Annotated in this window: 18 protein-coding genes; 10 read left to right on the top strand and 8 right to left on the bottom strand. The window is 35.0% G+C overall.

Annotated elements, in window-relative coordinates:
• Positions 1-119 precede the first annotated feature (119 nt).
• From B0I10_RS13040 to B0I10_RS13015, 6 genes are all read right to left on the bottom strand, one after another.
• On the bottom strand, positions 120-992 hold the full coding sequence (locus tag B0I10_RS13040) for a rhomboid family protein (protein WP_112086953.1): 873 nt from the start codon (positions 990-992) through the stop codon (positions 120-122).
• A 41-nt stretch (positions 993-1,033) separates the two neighbouring features.
• Positions 1,034-1,855, bottom strand: a complete 822-nt coding sequence (locus tag B0I10_RS13035; protein WP_112086952.1) for a rhomboid family intramembrane serine protease — start codon at positions 1,853-1,855, stop codon at positions 1,034-1,036.
• Positions 1,852-3,702, bottom strand: a complete 1,851-nt coding sequence (gene mutL, locus B0I10_RS13030) for a DNA mismatch repair endonuclease MutL (RefSeq protein WP_112086951.1) — start codon at positions 3,700-3,702, stop codon at positions 1,852-1,854. Before mutL ends, B0I10_RS13035 begins: the two co-directional genes overlap by 4 nt.
• The gene (locus B0I10_RS13025; protein ID WP_112086950.1) at positions 3,702-3,995 is read right to left on the bottom strand and encodes a hypothetical protein; all 294 of its coding nucleotides are present in this window, start codon (positions 3,993-3,995) and stop codon (positions 3,702-3,704) included. Before B0I10_RS13025 ends, mutL begins: the two co-directional genes overlap by 1 nt.
• 214 nt (positions 3,996-4,209) lie before the next feature.
• A complete protein-coding gene (ribH, locus tag B0I10_RS13020; RefSeq protein ID WP_112086949.1) occupies positions 4,210-4,689 on the bottom strand; it encodes a 6,7-dimethyl-8-ribityllumazine synthase in 480 nt (159 codons plus the stop codon).
• Between the two features lie 3 nt (positions 4,690-4,692).
• Complete coding sequence (locus B0I10_RS13015) at positions 4,693-5,469, bottom strand: tetratricopeptide repeat protein (protein ID WP_112086948.1); 777 nt, start codon at positions 5,467-5,469, stop codon at positions 4,693-4,695.
• A 178-nt stretch (positions 5,470-5,647) separates the two neighbouring features.
• Between B0I10_RS13015 and recF the strand changes: the two genes are divergently transcribed.
• The 10 genes from recF to B0I10_RS12965 all read left to right on the top strand — a co-directional run bounded on the left by recF (position 5,648) and on the right by B0I10_RS12965 (position 15,247).
• Positions 5,648-6,727, top strand: coding sequence for a DNA replication/repair protein RecF (gene recF / locus B0I10_RS13010; protein ID WP_112086947.1), 1,080 nt, complete (start codon positions 5,648-5,650; stop codon positions 6,725-6,727).
• A gap of 56 nt (positions 6,728-6,783) precedes the next feature.
• Complete coding sequence (locus B0I10_RS13005) at positions 6,784-7,458, top strand: DUF2461 domain-containing protein (RefSeq protein ID WP_112086946.1); 675 nt, start codon at positions 6,784-6,786, stop codon at positions 7,456-7,458.
• 9 nt (positions 7,459-7,467) lie between these two features.
• The gene (gene murB, locus B0I10_RS13000; protein WP_112086945.1) at positions 7,468-8,481 is read left to right on the top strand and encodes a UDP-N-acetylmuramate dehydrogenase; all 1,014 of its coding nucleotides are present in this window, start codon (positions 7,468-7,470) and stop codon (positions 8,479-8,481) included.
• Positions 8,482-8,554: 73 nt separating this feature from the next.
• Positions 8,555-8,758, top strand: coding sequence for a membrane or secreted protein (locus B0I10_RS12995; RefSeq protein ID WP_112086944.1), 204 nt, complete (start codon positions 8,555-8,557; stop codon positions 8,756-8,758).
• Positions 8,759-8,773: 15 nt separating this feature from the next.
• Complete coding sequence (locus B0I10_RS12990) at positions 8,774-9,880, top strand: glycosyltransferase (RefSeq protein ID WP_112086943.1); 1,107 nt, start codon at positions 8,774-8,776, stop codon at positions 9,878-9,880.
• The gene (locus tag B0I10_RS12985; RefSeq protein WP_112086942.1) at positions 9,871-10,419 is read left to right on the top strand and encodes an RNA polymerase sigma factor; all 549 of its coding nucleotides are present in this window, start codon (positions 9,871-9,873) and stop codon (positions 10,417-10,419) included. The genes B0I10_RS12990 and B0I10_RS12985 overlap by 10 nt, the downstream gene beginning before the upstream one ends.
• A gap of 117 nt (positions 10,420-10,536) precedes the next feature.
• Positions 10,537-11,409, top strand: coding sequence for a lipoyl synthase (gene lipA / locus B0I10_RS12980; RefSeq protein ID WP_112086941.1), 873 nt, complete (start codon positions 10,537-10,539; stop codon positions 11,407-11,409).
• A 68-nt stretch (positions 11,410-11,477) separates the two neighbouring features.
• Positions 11,478-12,470, top strand: coding sequence for a type I glyceraldehyde-3-phosphate dehydrogenase (gap, locus tag B0I10_RS12975; protein ID WP_112086940.1), 993 nt, complete (start codon positions 11,478-11,480; stop codon positions 12,468-12,470).
• A 38-nt stretch (positions 12,471-12,508) separates the two neighbouring features.
• The gene (locus B0I10_RS12970) at positions 12,509-14,689 is read left to right on the top strand and encodes a tetratricopeptide repeat-containing hybrid sensor histidine kinase/response regulator (protein ID WP_112086939.1); all 2,181 of its coding nucleotides are present in this window, start codon (positions 12,509-12,511) and stop codon (positions 14,687-14,689) included.
• A 27-nt stretch (positions 14,690-14,716) separates the two neighbouring features.
• Positions 14,717-15,247, top strand: coding sequence for a hypothetical protein (locus B0I10_RS12965; protein WP_146740359.1), 531 nt, complete (start codon positions 14,717-14,719; stop codon positions 15,245-15,247).
• 268 nt (positions 15,248-15,515) lie between these two features.
• Here B0I10_RS12965 and B0I10_RS12960 read toward each other — a convergent pair whose 3' ends face one another.
• Positions 15,516-16,328, bottom strand: a complete 813-nt coding sequence (locus B0I10_RS12960) for a purine-nucleoside phosphorylase (protein WP_112086937.1) — start codon at positions 16,326-16,328, stop codon at positions 15,516-15,518.
• The gene (gene lpxK / locus B0I10_RS12955; RefSeq protein WP_112086936.1) at positions 16,291-17,325 is read right to left on the bottom strand and encodes a tetraacyldisaccharide 4'-kinase; all 1,035 of its coding nucleotides are present in this window, start codon (positions 17,323-17,325) and stop codon (positions 16,291-16,293) included. The genes B0I10_RS12960 and lpxK overlap by 38 nt, the downstream gene beginning before the upstream one ends.
• Positions 17,326-17,438 lie beyond the last annotated feature (113 nt).

The following is a 17,438-nucleotide window of genomic DNA, read 5'->3' as shown; positions in this document are numbered from 1 at the left end:
AATTTTTTGGCAAGAAAAATGTCCGCCAATCCTGCAAAATGCTTTCCGCTTCAATCGGGGGCAAAATCCGTGCTACTTCGCAAGTCCCAACAACTTTCAACCCGCAACCCGCAACCTTCCTAACTCTTCCCCGCCTTAAACAAAAACTCTTTCTCTTCTTTCGTCAAACTATCATAACCCGATTTACTGATTTTATCCAAAATCTCGTCAATTTGTTGCTGAGTTTTATCTTTCGCTGCACGCTTAGGCTTAGCATACGTTTCATTTTTATGCACTTTTTTAAACGGAGCCGATTTTCTTCCTCTAACTAAATTCACCAAACCATCTACAAAAGAAGTAAACGGTTTTGTGATATCTGTCCCATTTTTAAGCTGTGAGCTATATAAATACCCGAACAAAGCACCTCCTAAATGAGCAATATGACCGCCTACATTCGAAAAAGGAAGACTGATTAAATCTACTACTAAATAAAAAAAAGCGATATGCCACATTTTAACATTTCCAATCAACAAAAGTCGCACTTGCATATATGGAGCATAAGTGGCCGTGGCAAATAAAACCGCCATAATTGCTCCCGAAGCACCAACCATTTGTGCGTTTTGGTTAATTAAAGCCGGAAAAATCAAATAGCTAACGATGTAAATCAATCCGGCGAAAATGGCTCCCATCAAATACAAACTCAACAGTTGCTTTTGAGTGAAAAAAGTCATAAATAATCGTCCAACAAAGTTCAGAATTATCAAATTAAATAAAATATGAAAAATGCCGGCATGAAAAAAAGCATATGAAATAATTGACCAAGGTTTCCATAATAAATCCGATGGATTTGATGATAGACTTACATAATGAACATAATTAAAAGTTATCCCAAACAATGATAAAATTCCACTAAAAATCATTGGAACTGCAAATAAACCAATATTCCAGTAGATTAACTTTTCAGTTACGCCACCCATCAAATACTGCTGCTTTAAATCTTTTAAAATACTCATTTCAATTACCTTTTATCCATTACCTTTCACCTTTTTCCTATCTAATCCCACCGCTTATCATTAAACTGATTTTTCTTCCACAACCACATCATCAAAAATCCAGTTAAAGCACCGCCTACGTGAGCAAAATGGGCAATTCCGCCACCGCCAAAAATAGAGTTTCCGCTAATTCCCATAAACAAATCACCTAAAACCAATACCGGCACAAAATACTTTGCTTTGATTGGAATTGGTATAAAAATCATCATTAATTCTGCATTTGGAAACATAAATGCAAACGCAACTAAAATTCCGTAAAGTGCACCGGAAGCTCCTACTGCTCTTCCATCGGCAATCATAGAAGCATCAAATAGTGCTTTAAAGTTTTCTTCATTCAACAATTGATATTTGCCAAGCGGTTCTAAAATTGGTTTAATATTTTCGGCTAATAATTCGCCTTTATAAACATTTCCCTCTCTAAACGGAACATTAATTATCTGATGAATAGTTTCGGAAGACAACTGTAAATCAGCTGCCGATTCCAAAACTTTTTGAAATTGATAATACTCCATTCCCAAATGAATCAAAGCGGCACCTAATCCACAGGAAATATAAAAAAATAGAAATTTTTTCCATCCCCAAAAATGTTCTAAGGCTGAACCGAACATCACCAACCCAAACATATTAAAGAAAATATGCATTAGATTAGGCATTTCTGCGTGCATAAACATGTGTGTGATAGGTTGCCACCAACCAAATTCGTTACTTAGTGGAAAATGAATTGCCAACAAATCATTTGCTGCAGGAGCAATCGTATTTGCACCAATGTAAAAAAGTACATTGATAATCACTAACTGCTTTACTGTTTCGGTCATTCGCATCATATCGCAAATTTTTTATCTAAATCATCTACACTAATGGTGATGAAAGTGGGTTTATTAAAAGGCGAAACATCCGGTTCTTTGCATGCAAAAAGTCCGTTTACGATGTTTTCTTGTTCTCTTTCGGTTAAATACGTTCCGGTTCGCACGGCCAAACTTCTGGCCATTGATTTAGCAATACTGTCGTTTAAACTAAAACTGCTATCCGGAATGCCGTTTTGTAAATCGTTCATCAGTTCTTCCAAAACAATAGCTACTTCACTCTCGGTAACCAAAATAGGAATTCCTGAAATGGTTAATTTATCGCTTTCAATCGAATCAAAAACAAATCCGGTGTTCTCCAGAGACATTTTTAAATCGTTAATTAATTCAATTTCATTCACCGAAAAATACAACTCAATTGGAAACAGCAAATGCTGACTCGAAGCTTGTTGCACCGTTATATTTTTTAAATATTGTTCATACAAAATCCGCTGGTGTGCCCGTTGCTGATCGATGACCATCATTCCGGACTTGATAGAACTTACAATGTATTTTTTATGAATTTGATACGTTCGGTTTTTGTTTTCTTCAATCTCATTATCATTAAATAACGAACTCGTCACCGCATCTTGTTCAAACGTGATATTCTCGATTTCTTGTGTGTCGTTTTTTAAACCAACATATAAACTTTCCCAATTGGCTGTTTCCGTTTTTCTCTCTCGGTAACCTGATCCTGAAAAAGCTTTAGTGGGTTTATCTTCTGCAAACGGATTAAAATTGGCATTCACCTGAATCAATGGCATTGAAGCACCTTTTTCTTGATAATGATACGGTGTGTCCAAATTAGGATCGCGTTCAAAATCCAACACCGGAGCCACATTAAACTGACCTAAACTATGTTTAACAGTAGAACGTAAAATGGCATACAACGCATGTTCGTCATCAAATTTGATCTCCGTTTTGGTTGGATGAATATTGATATCGATGGTATTTGGCGGCACATCCAAATAAATAAAATAGCCGGGTTGCATTCCGTCTTTCAGCAAACCTTCATAAGCTACCATGACGGCATGATGCAAATAACCACTTTTAATGAAACGATTATTGACAAAAAAGAATTGTTCGCTTCGATTTTTTTTAGAAAACTCGGGTTTAGAAACAAATCCTTGTGCTTTTACAATCTCTGTTTCTTCCGAAATCGGCACTAATTTTTCATTGGTTTTGCCGGAAAACATGGCCACAATCCGTTGCCTTAAATTGGAAGAAGGCAAATTGAACAATTCGCCACCATTATGAATAAACGTAAAATGTATGTTAGGATGAGCTAATGCAACCCGCTGAAATTCATCTACAATATGACGATGTTCCACCGTGTCCGATTTAAGAAAATTTCGTCGGGCCGGAATATTGAAAAATAAATTCTTCACCGCAAACGAAGTTCCCTTTGGTAAGACGGATGGATCTTGCGAGATAAATTTACTTCCTTCAATGATAATATGTGTTCCTAACTCGTCTTGCTCTTGTTTGGTTTTGAGTTCCACATGAGCAATCGCAGCAATAGAAGCCAATGCTTCTCCCCTAAATCCTTTCGTATAAAGCGAAAATAAATCTTCCGCATGACGAATTTTGGAAGTAGCATGTCGTTCAAAACACATTCTGGCATCGGTTAAACTCATTCCGAGTCCGTTATCGATAACCTGAACTAAAGATCTTCCGGCATCTTTTACAATCAACTTGATGTCGGTTGCTTTGGCATCCACGGCATTTTCCAATAATTCTTTTACCACAGAAGCGGGTCGCTGAACGACCTCACCGGCGGCAATTTGATTAGCTACGTGATCGGGAAGTAATTGAATGATACTCGACATTATCTTTGTCTAAATATGGATAAATCGAAATCGATTACGAATAAAAATAATAACACTAATACCAAAACAATAGCAATAAGACGATAATTAATTTCTCTGTTTCCGCGGTGGCGACTTTCATTACGAGCATCATTCCAGTGCGAACGATAATCATTGTAATTTACGGTTTCACGGTTTTTGTAGAATTTAGATTCAAAATCATAAATATTACCCTGCTCCTTTCCTTCGTAATAACGGGGAGTGTAATTAAAACTTTTGTTTTTGGGCAATTTGAATAATGATCTTTTCAGCATGTTTTAAATATTATCATTCAAAGTTAATGAATTCTGAAATGACTAGAAAATTTAACCGTGTGAAAGTTTTGTTAGTTTTTATATGAATGTTGTTCTTATACCTGACAGGTTTTTAAAACCTGTCAGGTATAAAAGCATTAATTGATGCGATTTATACCTAAAAAAGCCAAAATCAAACGACTTTGGCTTTAATTTATAAATAAATTATATTTTTCTATAAAGCAGTCATTTTAATCGCCGCTACAGCAGCTTCAACACCTTTATTTCCATGCTTTCCACCACTTCTGTCAAGCGATTGTTGCATAGTATTATCGGTGAGAACACAAAAAATAACCGGCATTTTTCCTAAAATATTCAAGTCTTTTATGCCTTGTGTTACGCCTTCGCACACAAAATCAAAATGCTTGGTTTCGCCTTGAATTACACTTCCAATAGCAATAATTCCGGCTAAATCTGGATGTTTATCCATCATTTTTTTACAGCCGTAGATTAGTTCAAAACTTCCGGGAACATTCCACCGAATGATGTTTTCAGGGTTTACATTGCAATCTAACAAGGTATCCAAAGCTCCTTGAAAAAGTCCTTCGGTTATTTTTTCATTCCACTCTGAAACAACAATCCCAAACGAAAGTTGACTAACGTTTGGGAGTGTGTTTTTATCGTATTGTGATAAATTTTTATTTTCGGTTGCCATAATTTACTGAGCCATTCCGATTAAACCATCGATGTTTCTCGCCTCTGGAGCCGATTCATATTTTTCTTTAATCTCTGTAAAATATTTCAACGCATCTGCTTTTTGTCCTAAAGTATAAGCTGTTTGACCAGCTTTTAACAAAAATCGTGGCGTTGTTAAATCGTTTACATTCATTTCAGCAGCCTTCTTATAATAATCCAATGCTTCTTTTAACTGATTTTTTTGAGCAAAAGCATCGCCAATAGCTCCTTGAGCTAAAGTACTTAAAATCATGTCGTCAGAAGAAAATTTGTCCAAATACGCAATCGCTTCTGTATTTTTTCCTGTATTCAAATAAGCAATTCCGGCATAGTAATTGGCTAAGTTTCCGGCATCAGTTCCAGAATATTCTTCGGCAATTTTGATGAAACCAAATTTTCCTTCCGCACCATTTAAAGCCAAATTAAACAAACTATCTTGACCGGTAGTTGCGTCAACAGCCTTTTGAAAATTTTGTTGTGCTACGAACATTTCGTCTGCTGCTTCCAATTGTTTTGGCTCTACGATAAATTTCTGGTATAAAAGAAATGCAACTGTAACAAAAGCGATTGTACCTACTACACCAAAAATATATTTTTGATTTTTAACAACCCATTCTTCTGCTTTGGAAGCTCCAACGTCTAATGTATTGAAAACCTCCGCAGTGGTACTGTCTTTTGCATCAATGTCAACATTCTCTTCACTATCGTCTACTTCTTTTGCTTTAGGTGATTTAAAACCTCTCTTATTGTAAGTTGCCATTTATATTTAATTTAATGAGCCGCAAAAATAAAATTTTTATTGATATATAAAAGTCATTTTTTTGGATATTTTTGAATAATTTTCACGACTTGGTATTTAAACAGCATTAATTCCTTTAAAACAGTTTATTTTTGCAGTTCAAAATTGATATTTTTCTAAACTTTTAAACCCATTCACCTTGTTTTTAAAACAAATTTCGCTTTTTAATTATAAAAATTTTTCTGAGGCTCAATTTGAGTTCGACAGCAAAATTAATTGTTTTGTGGGAAAAAACGGTGTAGGAAAAACCAATGTTTTAGATGCAATTTATCATTTAGCCTACGGAAAAAGCTATTTTAATCCCACGTCGATTCAAAACATTAAGCATGGAGAAGAGTTTTTTGTGATTGATGGTGAATTTGACAAAAACGAACGAACCGAACAAATTGTTTGCAGTGTAAAAAAAGGATTGAAGAAAGTTTTGAAAAGAAACGGCAAGATCTATGATAAATTTTCAGAACATCTTGGTTTTATTCCGTTAGTCATTATTTCTCCGGCAGACACGGATTTGATTATTGAGGGAAGCGAAACCAGACGAAAATTCATGGATAGCGTGATTTCGCAATTAAATTCAGTTTATTTGAATCAGCTAATTCACTATCAAAAAATTATTTTGCAACGCAATGCTTTGTTGAAATATTTTGCATTGAATCATGTTTTTGAAAAAGATACTTTACAGATTTACAACGAGCAATTGAATGATTTAGGTCAATCCATTTTTGAAAAAAGAAAAGAATTTATCGAAGAGTTTTTGCCAATTTTCAACAAACATCATCAAACCATTACCAATTCGGTAGAAGAAGTTCAATTGGTTTATGAAAGTCATCTTTTTGAAAAGAATCTTCAAACACTTTTAGATGAAAATTTAGCAAAAGACAGAGCGTTACAATACACTAGTGTTGGTATTCACAAAGATGATTTGTCCTTTGAAATTTCTGGTCATCCTATCAAAAAATTTGGTTCACAAGGTCAGCAAAAATCATTTTTAATTGCTTTGAAATTAGCTCAATTTGAATTCTTAAAAAAACAAAGCGGCCAGAAACCAATTTTATTATTAGATGATATTTTCGACAAATTAGATGAAACCAGAGTGGGTAAAATTGTAGAAATGGTTAATGATGATGAGTTCGGACAATTGTTTATTTCAGACACACATCCTGAACGAACTGAAAAAATCGTGAAATCTACTCTTCAAAGTTATAAACTTTTTCACTTGTAAATTAATATCTTTACAAACCCAATAATTTAAAATTTACCAATTTAATTAGAAATTAGATGGCAACAAAAGATGCACTCCTTTTTATAGAAGATTTAAAAAACAATAACAACAAAGAATGGTTTCACGAAAATAAAAAGCGATACGAACTTTTTAAAAAAGAATACCAAAATTTAATCGCCGAAATTCTTCAAGAAATGAAACCTTTGGATGCTTCGCTTGCCAATTTAGAAGTAAAAAATTGTACTTTTAGAATCAATCGTGACATTCGTTTTTCCAAAGATAAATCGCCTTATAAAAGCAACATGGGCATTTGGCTTTCGACAAATAAAAATCACAAAAATTCTCCCGGATACTATATTCATTACGAAAAAGGAAGCAGTTTTATTGCCGGCGGATTGTATTGTCCGGAAGCGGAAGAGTTGAAAAAAGTACGAAAAGAAATTGCTTTTTTTTATGAAGATTTGGAAAAAATTTCGTCGAATTCAACCTTTAAAAAAGAATTTGGAGCTTTAGATCGAGATGAAGCCAATGTATTAAAAAAAGCTCCTAAAGATTACGATCCAAATCATCCCGCCATCGAATTCTTGAAATTAAAAAGTTTTACCGCCACTCAAAAAATAAGCGATGATTTGTTTACCGATATCGATTTTGCTAAAAAAATCACGCAAAAACTCATTGCCTTAAAACCTTTAAATGAATTTTTAAACAGGGCTATAGAAACTGTTGAATAACTTTCCATTATGCAAATCCACACCAACTTTTCCCTAAAAAATTATAATACTTTTGGTATCGAAGCCAAAGCAAAAGAATTTGTTTCCGTTCATTCTACTGATGAATTGATTGAAATTCTACAACAATATCCTACTTCCAAAAAATTTATTTTAGGTGGCGGAAGCAACATGCTGCTTACGCAAGACATTGACGCTTTGGTGATTCATTTAGACTTGAAAGGTAAAAAAGTAATCGATGAAGATGAAGATTTTGTGTGGGTTGAAAGTCAAGCCGGCGAAAATTGGCATGAATTTGTGTTGTGGACCATTGATCAAAATTTTGGTGGTTTAGAAAATCTTTCGCTCATTCCCGGAAATGTTGGCACAACGCCTATTCAGAATATTGGAGCATATGGAGTAGAAATTAAAGATACATTCGTTTTATGCGAAGCCATTCATATTGAAACACAAGAATTATTGGTGTTTACCATTGAAAAATGCAAATTTGGTTATCGCGAAAGCATTTTTAAAAATGAAATAAAAGATGAATTTATTATCACATCTGTTGTTTTTAAACTAACCAAACGCAACCACAAACTCAACACTTCTTACGGAGCAATTGAAGCTGAATTGGAAAAACAACATATCAAAAATCCAAGTTTGAAAGACGTGAGCAATGCGGTGATTGCCATCAGAGAAAGTAAATTACCCAATCCAAAAGAACTAGGAAATAGTGGTAGTTTCTTTAAAAATCCTGTGATTTTGAAAAGTGATTTTGAAAAAATTCAGCAGAAATTTCCCGATATGCCACATTATGTCGTTTCTGAAACCGAAGTAAAAGTTCCCGCCGGATGGCTAATCGAGCAAGCCGGATTTAAAGGAAAACGTTTTGGTGATGCCGGAATTCATAAAAATCAAGCGTTGGTATTAGTGAACTACGGCAATGCAACCGGACAAGAGATTTTAGAAGTTTCTAAAAACATTCAAAAAACGATTTTTGAATCCTACGGAATTTCAATTGAAGCAGAGGTTAATATTATTTAAAATTATAAACATATCAATCTGTTAAATAAACTCTTTTTTGTACCTTTGTGGTTCAAAAAAATTCAATTGAACAATGAAATTGATATTAATCACTATCGGATTACTAGCTATAGCTTTTGCTGGAATAGCCATTAAAATTTGGGCAAAAAAAGATGGTAAATTCGCTGGAACTTGTGCAAGCCAAAGTCCGTTTTTAAACAAAGACGGTGAAAATTGTGGCTTTTGCGGCAAAACACCCGAACAAATGAAAGACTGTTCAGAACCCTCTCATTCCTAAATTCAAAAACACATTATGCTTGACATATTGTTGTATAGTTTGATTGGTATAACGGTCATACAATTACTATATTACATAGTGATTTTTGGAAGATTCTCGTTTGCTAAAGCTCAAAAAGGAAATCCAAAACGCATACCGCTATCAGTTATCGTTTGTGCTAAAAACGAAGGTGAAAATGTTATAAAATTCATTCCGTTGTTAGCAGAACAAAACTATCCTGATTTTGAAATTGTATTGATTGATGACTCTTCTTCCGATGATACCTTGGATCTTTTTGAAGAATTTGAAAAGCAATATTCCAATGTAAAATTGGTAAAAGTGCAAAACAACGAAGCCTTTTGGGGTAACAAAAAATTTGCACTTACGTTGGGAATAAAAGCTGCTAAAAACGAATATTTACTATTTACTGATGCCGATTGTTATCCAACTTCCAAAGAATGGATTAAAGAAATGAGTTCCAATTTTACACTCAAAAAAACAATTGTTTTGGGTTATGGAGCATATGAAAAAATTCCGAATTCATTCCTAAACAAACTCATCCGTTTTGAAACAATACTAACAGCTACACAGTTTTTTGGTTGGGCAAAAATCGGGAAACCATATATGGGAGTTGGGCGTAATTTAGCCTACAAGAGAGACGAATTCTTCCGAGTAAACGGATTTATTGACCACATGAAACTCCGTTCCGGTGACGATGATTTGTTTGTGAATCAAGCATCAAATGCAGAAAATACAACGGTTTGTTTTTCTAAGGAAAGTTTTACGTATTCCAAACCAAAAACCAGCTTCAAAGAATGGTTTGATCAAAAACGCAGGCATGTTTCTACGGCAACGTACTACAAATCATTTGACCGTTTTCAATTGGCATTATTTTTCTTTTCACAATTCTCATTTTTAATTCTTGCTGTCATTTTGTTGGCTTTTCAACACCAATGGATGATTGTATTGCCAATTGTTTTATTTCGCTATATATTTACATGGACATCATTGGGTTACGCAGCCGGTAAATTGAATGAAAAAGACGTTATCTATTGGTTTCCAATTATGGAAATTGCGTTGATTTTTACGCATTTGAATGTGTTTTTTGCGAATATTTTTTCAAAAACTGTCCATTGGAAATAAAAAAAATCATAGAAAAAGCCACGAATGGCGATCAAGTTGCCTTTACTTCCCTTTTGGATATGTATTGGAATGAAGTCTATGGTTTTATGCTCAAAAGAACAGAAAATGAAACGGATGCCGAAGACATTACCATCGAAACCTTTTCAAAAGCTTTCGATAAAATAGCTAATTATAATCCTGAATTTCAATTTAATACCTGGTTAATTGCGATTGCCAAAAATGTACATATAGATATGCTTCGCAAAAAGAAAATTTCGCTTTTTGTAGATATGACAGATGAAGAAGACCATCAAGCGTATAATGTGGCAGACACTACGCCATCGGCAGAAGACAAATTGATAACTGAACAAAATTTATCACGTTTATTAGAATACATCAAACAATTAAAGCCTCATTATCAAGAAGTTATACAGCTTCGCTATTTTCAAGAATTAAGTTATCAGGAAATTGCAGAACAACTAAACGAACCGTTGAGCAACGTAAAAGTCAAACTTCTGAGAGCAAAAAAATTGCTAGCAGAAATCATTCAAGGAAGGTAACCGATTTAATTCAGTTCTTTGATTGAAAGATTTCGTATTATACAATTGTTCAATTTTAGTTAAATCATTACCAAATTCCTTAATCTTTTCTATCTTTGTTAATTAAAAAAATGCAACATGGAGAGTGTTCTAGATAGTGTACAACCACCAATAGGAAAGCCCAAATGGTTAAGGGTTAAGCTACCAACGGGACAAAAATATTCCGAACTTCGCGGGTTAGTTGACAAATATAAACTAAACACTATTTGTACTTCAGGTAGTTGCCCGAACATGGGTGAGTGTTGGGGCGAGGGTACTGCTACTTTTATGATTCTCGGAAATATATGCACACGTTCGTGCGGATTTTGCGGTGTAAAAACTGGAAGACCCGAAACCGTGGATTGGGATGAACCGGAAAAAGTAGCTCGTTCTATCAAAATTATGAACATTAAACACGCGGTCATTACCAGTGTAGATCGTGATGATATTAAAGATATGGGTTCAATAATTTGGTATGAGACGATTCTGGCTATCCGAAGAATGAATCCCGAAACTACTTTAGAAACACTGATTCCTGATTTTCAAGGTGTAGAAAGAAACATCGACCGAATTATTGCAGCCAATCCCGAAGTTGTTTCACATAATATGGAAACAGTTCGCAGATTAACACGAGAAGTGCGAATTCAGGCGAAATATGACCGAAGTTTGGAAGTTTTACGTTACCTAAAAGAAAAAGGTATCCGCAGAACAAAATCGGGAATTATGTTAGGATTGGGTGAAACGGAAGAAGAAGTAATTCAAACCATGAAAGACCTTCGCTCAGTAAATGTGGATATCGTTACAATTGGACAATACTTGCAACCGAGCAAAAAACACTTACCCGTAAAAGAATTCATCACACCGGATCAGTTTAAAAAATACGAAGACATCGGAAAAGAACTGGGTTTCCGTCATGTTGAAAGTGGTGCGTTGGTAAGATCTTCTTATCATGCTCAAAAACATATTCTTTAAAAATTGTTTCAAGTTTCAGGTTTCAAGTTAACTACGAAACCTGAAGCCTGAAACCTGAAACTTCAAACTTGAAAACAAAAATAGCCATTAACGGATTTGGTCGAATCGGACGAAATTTATTTCGATTATTGCTCAATCATCCCTCAATTGAAGTGGTTGCCATTAACGACATTGCCGATACAAGAACAATGGCTCATCTGCTAAAATACGACAGCATTCACGGAGTTTTGTCAAATGAAGTTACTTTTGACGAGGAACACATTTTTGTAGATGGAAAATCGTATTCCTTTTTCAGAAAAAAAAATATCACCGATTTACATTGGCATTCTGTTGATGTTGTCGTTGAATGTACAGGAAAATTCAAAACCTATAAAGAGGCCTACCAACATATTTCAGCCGGAGCCAAAAAGGTAATTCTCTCCGCTCCACCCGAAGATGATCTAATAAAAACAGTAGTTTTAGGTGTAAATGAAACAATTTTGGACGGTTCTGAAGTGATTATTTCCAACGCGAGTTGTACGACTAATAATGCAGCTCCGATGATTAAAATCATTGATGAATTATGCGGAATTGAGCAAGCCTACATTACCACGGTTCACTCCTACACCACCGATCAAAGTTTGCACGATCAACCCCATAAAGATTTAAGAAGAGCTCGTGGTGCAGCCCAGTCAATCGTTCCAACCACAACCGGTGCGGCAAAAGCATTAACGAAAATTTTTCCCAAGTTAGATGGGAAATTAGGAGGCAGTGGCATCCGCGTTCCGGTTCCCAATGGTTCTTTAACAGATATTACTTGCTATGTTTCGAGAGCCGTTTCCATAGAAGAAATTAATGCTGCTTTTTACAAGGCATCGCAAACAAATCTCAAGGGAATTCTTGCCTATACCGAAGACCCGATTGTTTCGGTTGATGTAATTGGTAATCGGAATTCTTGTCTCTTTGATGCTCAGCTCACATCAGTCATTGATAAAATGGTCAAAGTGGTGGGATGGTATGATAATGAAATTGGTTATTCTTCAAGAATTATTGACTTAATTAAGTATATATCAAATAAATAGTTAATTTTATACCATAAAAAAAATAATCGTTTTTCTGCATGAAATACTATACGTTAGTTTTGCTCTTCCTAACCATACCTTTTTATTCTCAAATAAAACCTACAAAGGTTAACGGGGAAGAGTTAGACAGTACTAACTATTTTATTGAGTTAGCCAATTTTCATAAAAAAAACAACAACTACAGAAGTTCACAAGACTATATTCAGAAAGCAATCGAATTTGCAGAGACTAAAAAAGTTTATGAAGCACAAGCTGATGCCTACTCATTTTTAGGGAATGTCTACTTTGAACTAAAGAAGTATGCTGATGCCATTCAGACCTACAACAAAAGCATCTCACTCTACAATAGTCAAAAACCATCATCCAATCAAGCTTATACCTTCTATAACTTAGGGTTATGCTACATTGAAAAAAAAGAATATTCTAAAGCTGAATTATATTTTAAAGAGGCTGAAAAAATATATGAAACCATCGATATTCCTGAGGCCAAAGAGATGATTAACCTGCAAAAAGGTATCGTTTATCGTGCAAAAGGTGAAAATCAATTAGCATTGTCAATTTTAAACACCGTTATCGTTAATCCAGATGAAGAAGATCATTTTAAAACAAAAGCAGAAGCATTATATCAAATTGGTCTGATTGAAGCCGAGAATAATCGGTATAACCTAGCTTTGAATTACTTAAATAAAGCCTTGGATTTAAGTTCAAAAAATAAAAATTTAGAACTAAAAGCCAATGTTGCTCGAACACTAAGTGAAGTCTATGAAAAAATGATTGATGTTGACAATTCATTTAAGTTCATGAAGCAACATCTAAGAATCAGGGATAGTATTCAGGATTTAAACAGTAAAAGAATAGGAACGGAAGATTTTTTAAGTTTTAAGGAAGCCGAACGGTTAAAATCGATTGACCAAATGGATCGCGAAAACAAAGAACAGCAGCGTGCCAACAAATTTTCTAAATTGATTAGTATTTTAAGTATTGCGCTGATTTCAATTTTGTCGTTGTTGAGTTTGTCGTTGTATAAAAATAACATTATTCGAAGTCAATCGAACAAATTGTTGCAAGACAAAAATAGCGAACTCCAATTAGCCAAAGACAAAGCAGAAAAAGCATCAAAAGCCAGAGCTGAATTTTTATCGACGGTGAGTCATGAATTGCGAACGCCCCTGAATGCCATTAACGGAATCACACACTTATTAATCGAAGAAAAACCAAAAAAATCACAGTTGCAGTATCTTACTTCCCTTAAATTTTCGGGCGATTATTTGCTGACTTTTATCAATGATATTTTGGAAATTAACCGCGTAGAGAGTGAAAATATTGAAATTGAAAGTATTAATGTAAATGTGAAACAATTGTTGAGTGATTTACACAATTCTTTTAAAGAACTAGCTAGCAAAAACAACAATGATTTTGAGCTAGAATTAGACGAAAACATTCCGGATAATTTAATCGGTGATCCCACAAAACTTTCTCAGATTTTCATCAATTTGATTAATAATGCGTTGAAGTTTACCAAAAACGGGAAAGTAAATGTTTCGGCTAAAATGCTGAAAAATGAAAATGATATTTCTTCTATTCGTTTTGAAATTTCGGATACGGGTATCGGAATTCCGTTAGAGAAACAGCAGACTATTTTTGAAAGTTTTTCGCAAGGTTCTGTTGAAATTAACCGAAAGTATGGCGGCACCGGTTTGGGCTTAGCCATTGTAAAACGATTGGTGAATTTATTAGGTGGCGAAATCAAGCTCACGAGTGCCGAAGGAATTGGGTCTACTTTTTCGTTTGATGTTGATTTCGAATTGGGTCAGCAAATGTTTATAGAAGTTAAAAAGCAATATGACGAAAGTGTTTTTGTCAACAAAAAAGTGTTGGTGGTAGAAGACAATAAAATCAACCAGATGATTACCAAAAAAATGTTGGAAAACAAAGAAATTATTTGTGAACTCATAGACAACGGTGAAGAAGCCATCGAGATGATTCGCAACAACGGTTACGACTTGGTTTTGATGGATGTTCACCTTCCCGGCATAAACGGAACGATTGCTACCGAACGCATCAGAGCGTTCAATAAAACAATTCCGATTATAGCGTTAACAGCTATTTCGCTGAACGAAAACCGTGAAATGTTACTTTCTTTTGGGATGAATGATGTGGTAACCAAGCCTTTTAATCCGGATAATTTTTATAAGGTGATTGCTCAACAGTTGGGTTAATTAATAAGTTGGTAACCATTTTAAAAAATGAATAGACAAATTCTTTCTATAATAATAATGATATGGTTTATGGTTTCCTCTTGTGGAACTGGCTTAAAAATTTCCTCAGACAAATTATCAGGTATAAATTCTAATTTCAAGGGAACATTTCAAAATAACCCACATAAAAAAGCATCTAAAAAAGGAACCCCTTCGGATTCTGACATTTTAGAATTATTAAACATATTGAATAAAAAATCTGACTCTGTATCTGTCAGTTTTATATCAAACAAATTAGTAATTAAATATGATGATATACTTGGAAAATCTGCAGCTTATTTTGATGGAAAGTTTTCAGAAAAAGGATATTACGAAATCTATTTTAGTAAAAAGAATATTCAAATACCACCCTTACTACCAATCTTCTACAGTAAAGTTGACATAGATAGAATACGAATAAGTTTGACGCAAGAAAATGAATTAATAATTGATAGTTATTATAGTAGAGGTGGAAATATATTTTTAATGGCTGCGGGAGGAAGTGGAAGATCTCAATTCTATTTTAAATCGACTAAATAAAAACGGAACTAACATTGGTTTTCATCAATGGCGAGGCTTGTGCTAATCAGCAAAGTTAGCTGATGCAATAAAATTTTGGCAATATTTGTGTGGTCACGGAAAGCTGAATTACTTTTGCACAATCCCCAGCCCGGGTAGCAGTGAAAACCCCGCAGGCCTTCAAGCTAATTTTTCTTTGCTTTTCGGGGCGACCAACAGAAGCCACGAAAAAGCAGTAGAAAAATAGCTTGAAGGCCGAGGAGTTGCAACGGATGACCGGATAAGCTGCCTAATAATTCAGAATAAATTCTTTGATTAATTTTCGAACTTTTGGTTCTGCTTTTCTGGCGGCTTCAAGGACTTCTTGGTGGTTCACTTCGTGGATGTTTTCTTCATCACCCATGTCGGTAATTACTGAAATTCCGAGACAATCGACTTCCATGTGACGGGCAACGATAACTTCAGGCACAGTGGACATTCCGACGCAATCGGCACCGAGAATTTTGACCATTTTGTATTCGGCCAACGTTTCAAAAGTGGGTCCTTGCAACCCTAAATAGATGCCGTCTTTGAGTTCGATAGTATGTTGTTGAGCAATTTCTTTGGCTTTTTGAATCATGGTTCGGGAGTACGGTTCGCTCATGTTGACGAATCGTGGTCCGAAACGCTCATCGTTTGTTCCTCGCAACGGATGATCGGGAAATAGATTAATATGGTCTTTGATAACGACCACATCGCCTACTTTGTAATTTGGATTTACTCCGCCGGAAGCATTGGAAACAATGAGTTTTTGAACGCCTAAATACTTCATGACACGCACGGGGAAAGTCACGGTTTTCATGTCGTAGCCTTCATAAAAATGGAAACGACCTTGCATGGCAACCACGCTTTTATTTCCGATTTTCCCAAAAACTAACGCACCTGTGTGACCTTGCACAGTGGAAATAGGAAAATTGGGGATTTCGGAATAAGGAATGGTAAATTCGATGTCGATGTCTTGCGTAAATGAGCCTAAACCGGAGCCAAGAATGATGCCGAATTCGGGTGTATAATTGGTTTTTTCTTTAAGAAACTGAACGGTTTCCTGTACTTTGTTCCACATAATTGTTTATTTTTTTATTGAAATTTTCGCCATTGGAAAGAAATACACTTTGAATAGGCAAATAGAATAATTGTGCCGGATTTACTTTTCCCTTTAGTCGAACGAAATCTTTTTCGGTGGTAATAATCGGTTTATTTTTTGATTTTTTTTGAATGGTTTGGATGTCATTTTCTGTAAAATCGTGGTGATCGGGAAATTCTAATTCCTCATCGTTGCCATCTTGCAAATGGTTGAAAAAAGGTTTGGGCTTGGCGATGCCGGCAACTAACAATTTATCGGTATTTTTGAATGAATTGATAGTACGGTTTTCATTTTCGGAATGTAGATTTTCATCGTATTGAATGGCAGAAAAAAAGAGTTCTTGATGTGCCAAAAGGTTTAATTTTTGACGAATTTTAGTTTGTTCTGTTTCGGAAAGCGTAGGCGGACATTTGGTCACCACGACCACATTGGCTCGTTTGGCTCCACTCCTACTTTCTCGCAAATTTCCGGTTGGTAAAATATAATCATCTGCATACAAATCGTTGTAGGCTGTGAGTAAAATATAGAAACCCGCTTTCACTTTGCGGTGTTGAAAAGCATCGTCGAGTAAAATAATATCCGGTTTGTTTTGTAAAGCCAATAACCGTTCAATTCCGTTTTTACGGTTAGCATCAACAGCCACTTGACTAGTTGGGAATTTTTGATGCAATTGAAACGGTTCGTCGCCCAACGATTCAGCAGTAGAGGAATAGTCTGCTAACAAAAAACCGGATGATTTGCGTTTATAACCTCTGCTTAACACCGCTACTTTATAGGTTGGTGATAATAATCGAATTAAATATTCTATCTGTGGGGTTTTACCTGTTCCTCCTACACTGAGGTTTCCTACAGCAATAATTGGAATGGGAAATGAATTGGATTTTAGAATTCCATTGTCATAAAACCAATTGCGAATGGCGGTAATCAAACCATAAAGAATGGCAAAAGGAAAGAGTATTTTTCGCAAAAGAATCATGTTGCGAAGGTAGCGATTTTGCAGAATACTTAGCATTTTTTGGGAGTGGTTTTTTACTAATAAATACAAGCAATGTTGAACTATATTAAACCATAGTCCACACATATGTAAAG

Origin of the sequence: Flavobacterium lacus (assembly GCF_003268815.1) — a bacterium.
GTDB lineage: Bacteria > Bacteroidota > Bacteroidia > Flavobacteriales > Flavobacteriaceae > Flavobacterium > Flavobacterium lacus.
Note: the sequence above shows the minus strand (reverse complement) of the source record. Positions and strands in the feature narration are given on the sequence as shown.

What these genes read in the sequence shown, in the direction of transcription:
- B0I10_RS13040 (WP_112086953.1), bottom strand. Translation starts at nt 992, where the DNA reads ATGAGTATTTTAAAAGATTTAAAGCAGCAGTATTTGATGGGTGGCGTA.
- B0I10_RS13035 (WP_112086952.1), bottom strand. Translation starts at nt 1,855, where the DNA reads ATGATGCGAATGACCGAAACAGTAAAGCAGTTAGTGATTATCAATGTA.
- mutL (WP_112086951.1), bottom strand. Translation starts at nt 3,702, where the DNA reads ATGTCGAGTATCATTCAATTACTTCCCGATCACGTAGCTAATCAAATT.
- B0I10_RS13025 (WP_112086950.1), bottom strand. Translation starts at nt 3,995, where the DNA reads ATGCTGAAAAGATCATTATTCAAATTGCCCAAAAACAAAAGTTTTAAT.
- ribH (WP_112086949.1), bottom strand. Translation starts at nt 4,689, where the DNA reads ATGGCAACCGAAAATAAAAATTTATCACAATACGATAAAAACACACTC.
- B0I10_RS13015 (WP_112086948.1), bottom strand. Translation starts at nt 5,469, where the DNA reads ATGGCAACTTACAATAAGAGAGGTTTTAAATCACCTAAAGCAAAAGAA.
- B0I10_RS13005 (WP_112086946.1), top strand. Translation starts at nt 6,784, where the DNA reads ATGGCAACAAAAGATGCACTCCTTTTTATAGAAGATTTAAAAAACAAT.
- murB (WP_112086945.1), top strand. Translation starts at nt 7,468, where the DNA reads ATGCAAATCCACACCAACTTTTCCCTAAAAAATTATAATACTTTTGGT.
- B0I10_RS12995 (WP_112086944.1), top strand. Translation starts at nt 8,555, where the DNA reads ATGAAATTGATATTAATCACTATCGGATTACTAGCTATAGCTTTTGCT.
- B0I10_RS12990 (WP_112086943.1), top strand. Translation starts at nt 8,774, where the DNA reads ATGCTTGACATATTGTTGTATAGTTTGATTGGTATAACGGTCATACAA.
- lipA (WP_112086941.1), top strand. Translation starts at nt 10,537, where the DNA reads ATGGAGAGTGTTCTAGATAGTGTACAACCACCAATAGGAAAGCCCAAA.
- B0I10_RS12970 (WP_112086939.1), top strand. Translation starts at nt 12,509, where the DNA reads ATGAAATACTATACGTTAGTTTTGCTCTTCCTAACCATACCTTTTTAT.
- B0I10_RS12965 (WP_146740359.1), top strand. Translation starts at nt 14,717, where the DNA reads ATGAATAGACAAATTCTTTCTATAATAATAATGATATGGTTTATGGTT.
- B0I10_RS12960 (WP_112086937.1), bottom strand. Translation starts at nt 16,328, where the DNA reads ATGTGGAACAAAGTACAGGAAACCGTTCAGTTTCTTAAAGAAAAAACC.
- lpxK (WP_112086936.1), bottom strand. Translation starts at nt 17,325, where the DNA reads ATGATTCTTTTGCGAAAAATACTCTTTCCTTTTGCCATTCTTTATGGT.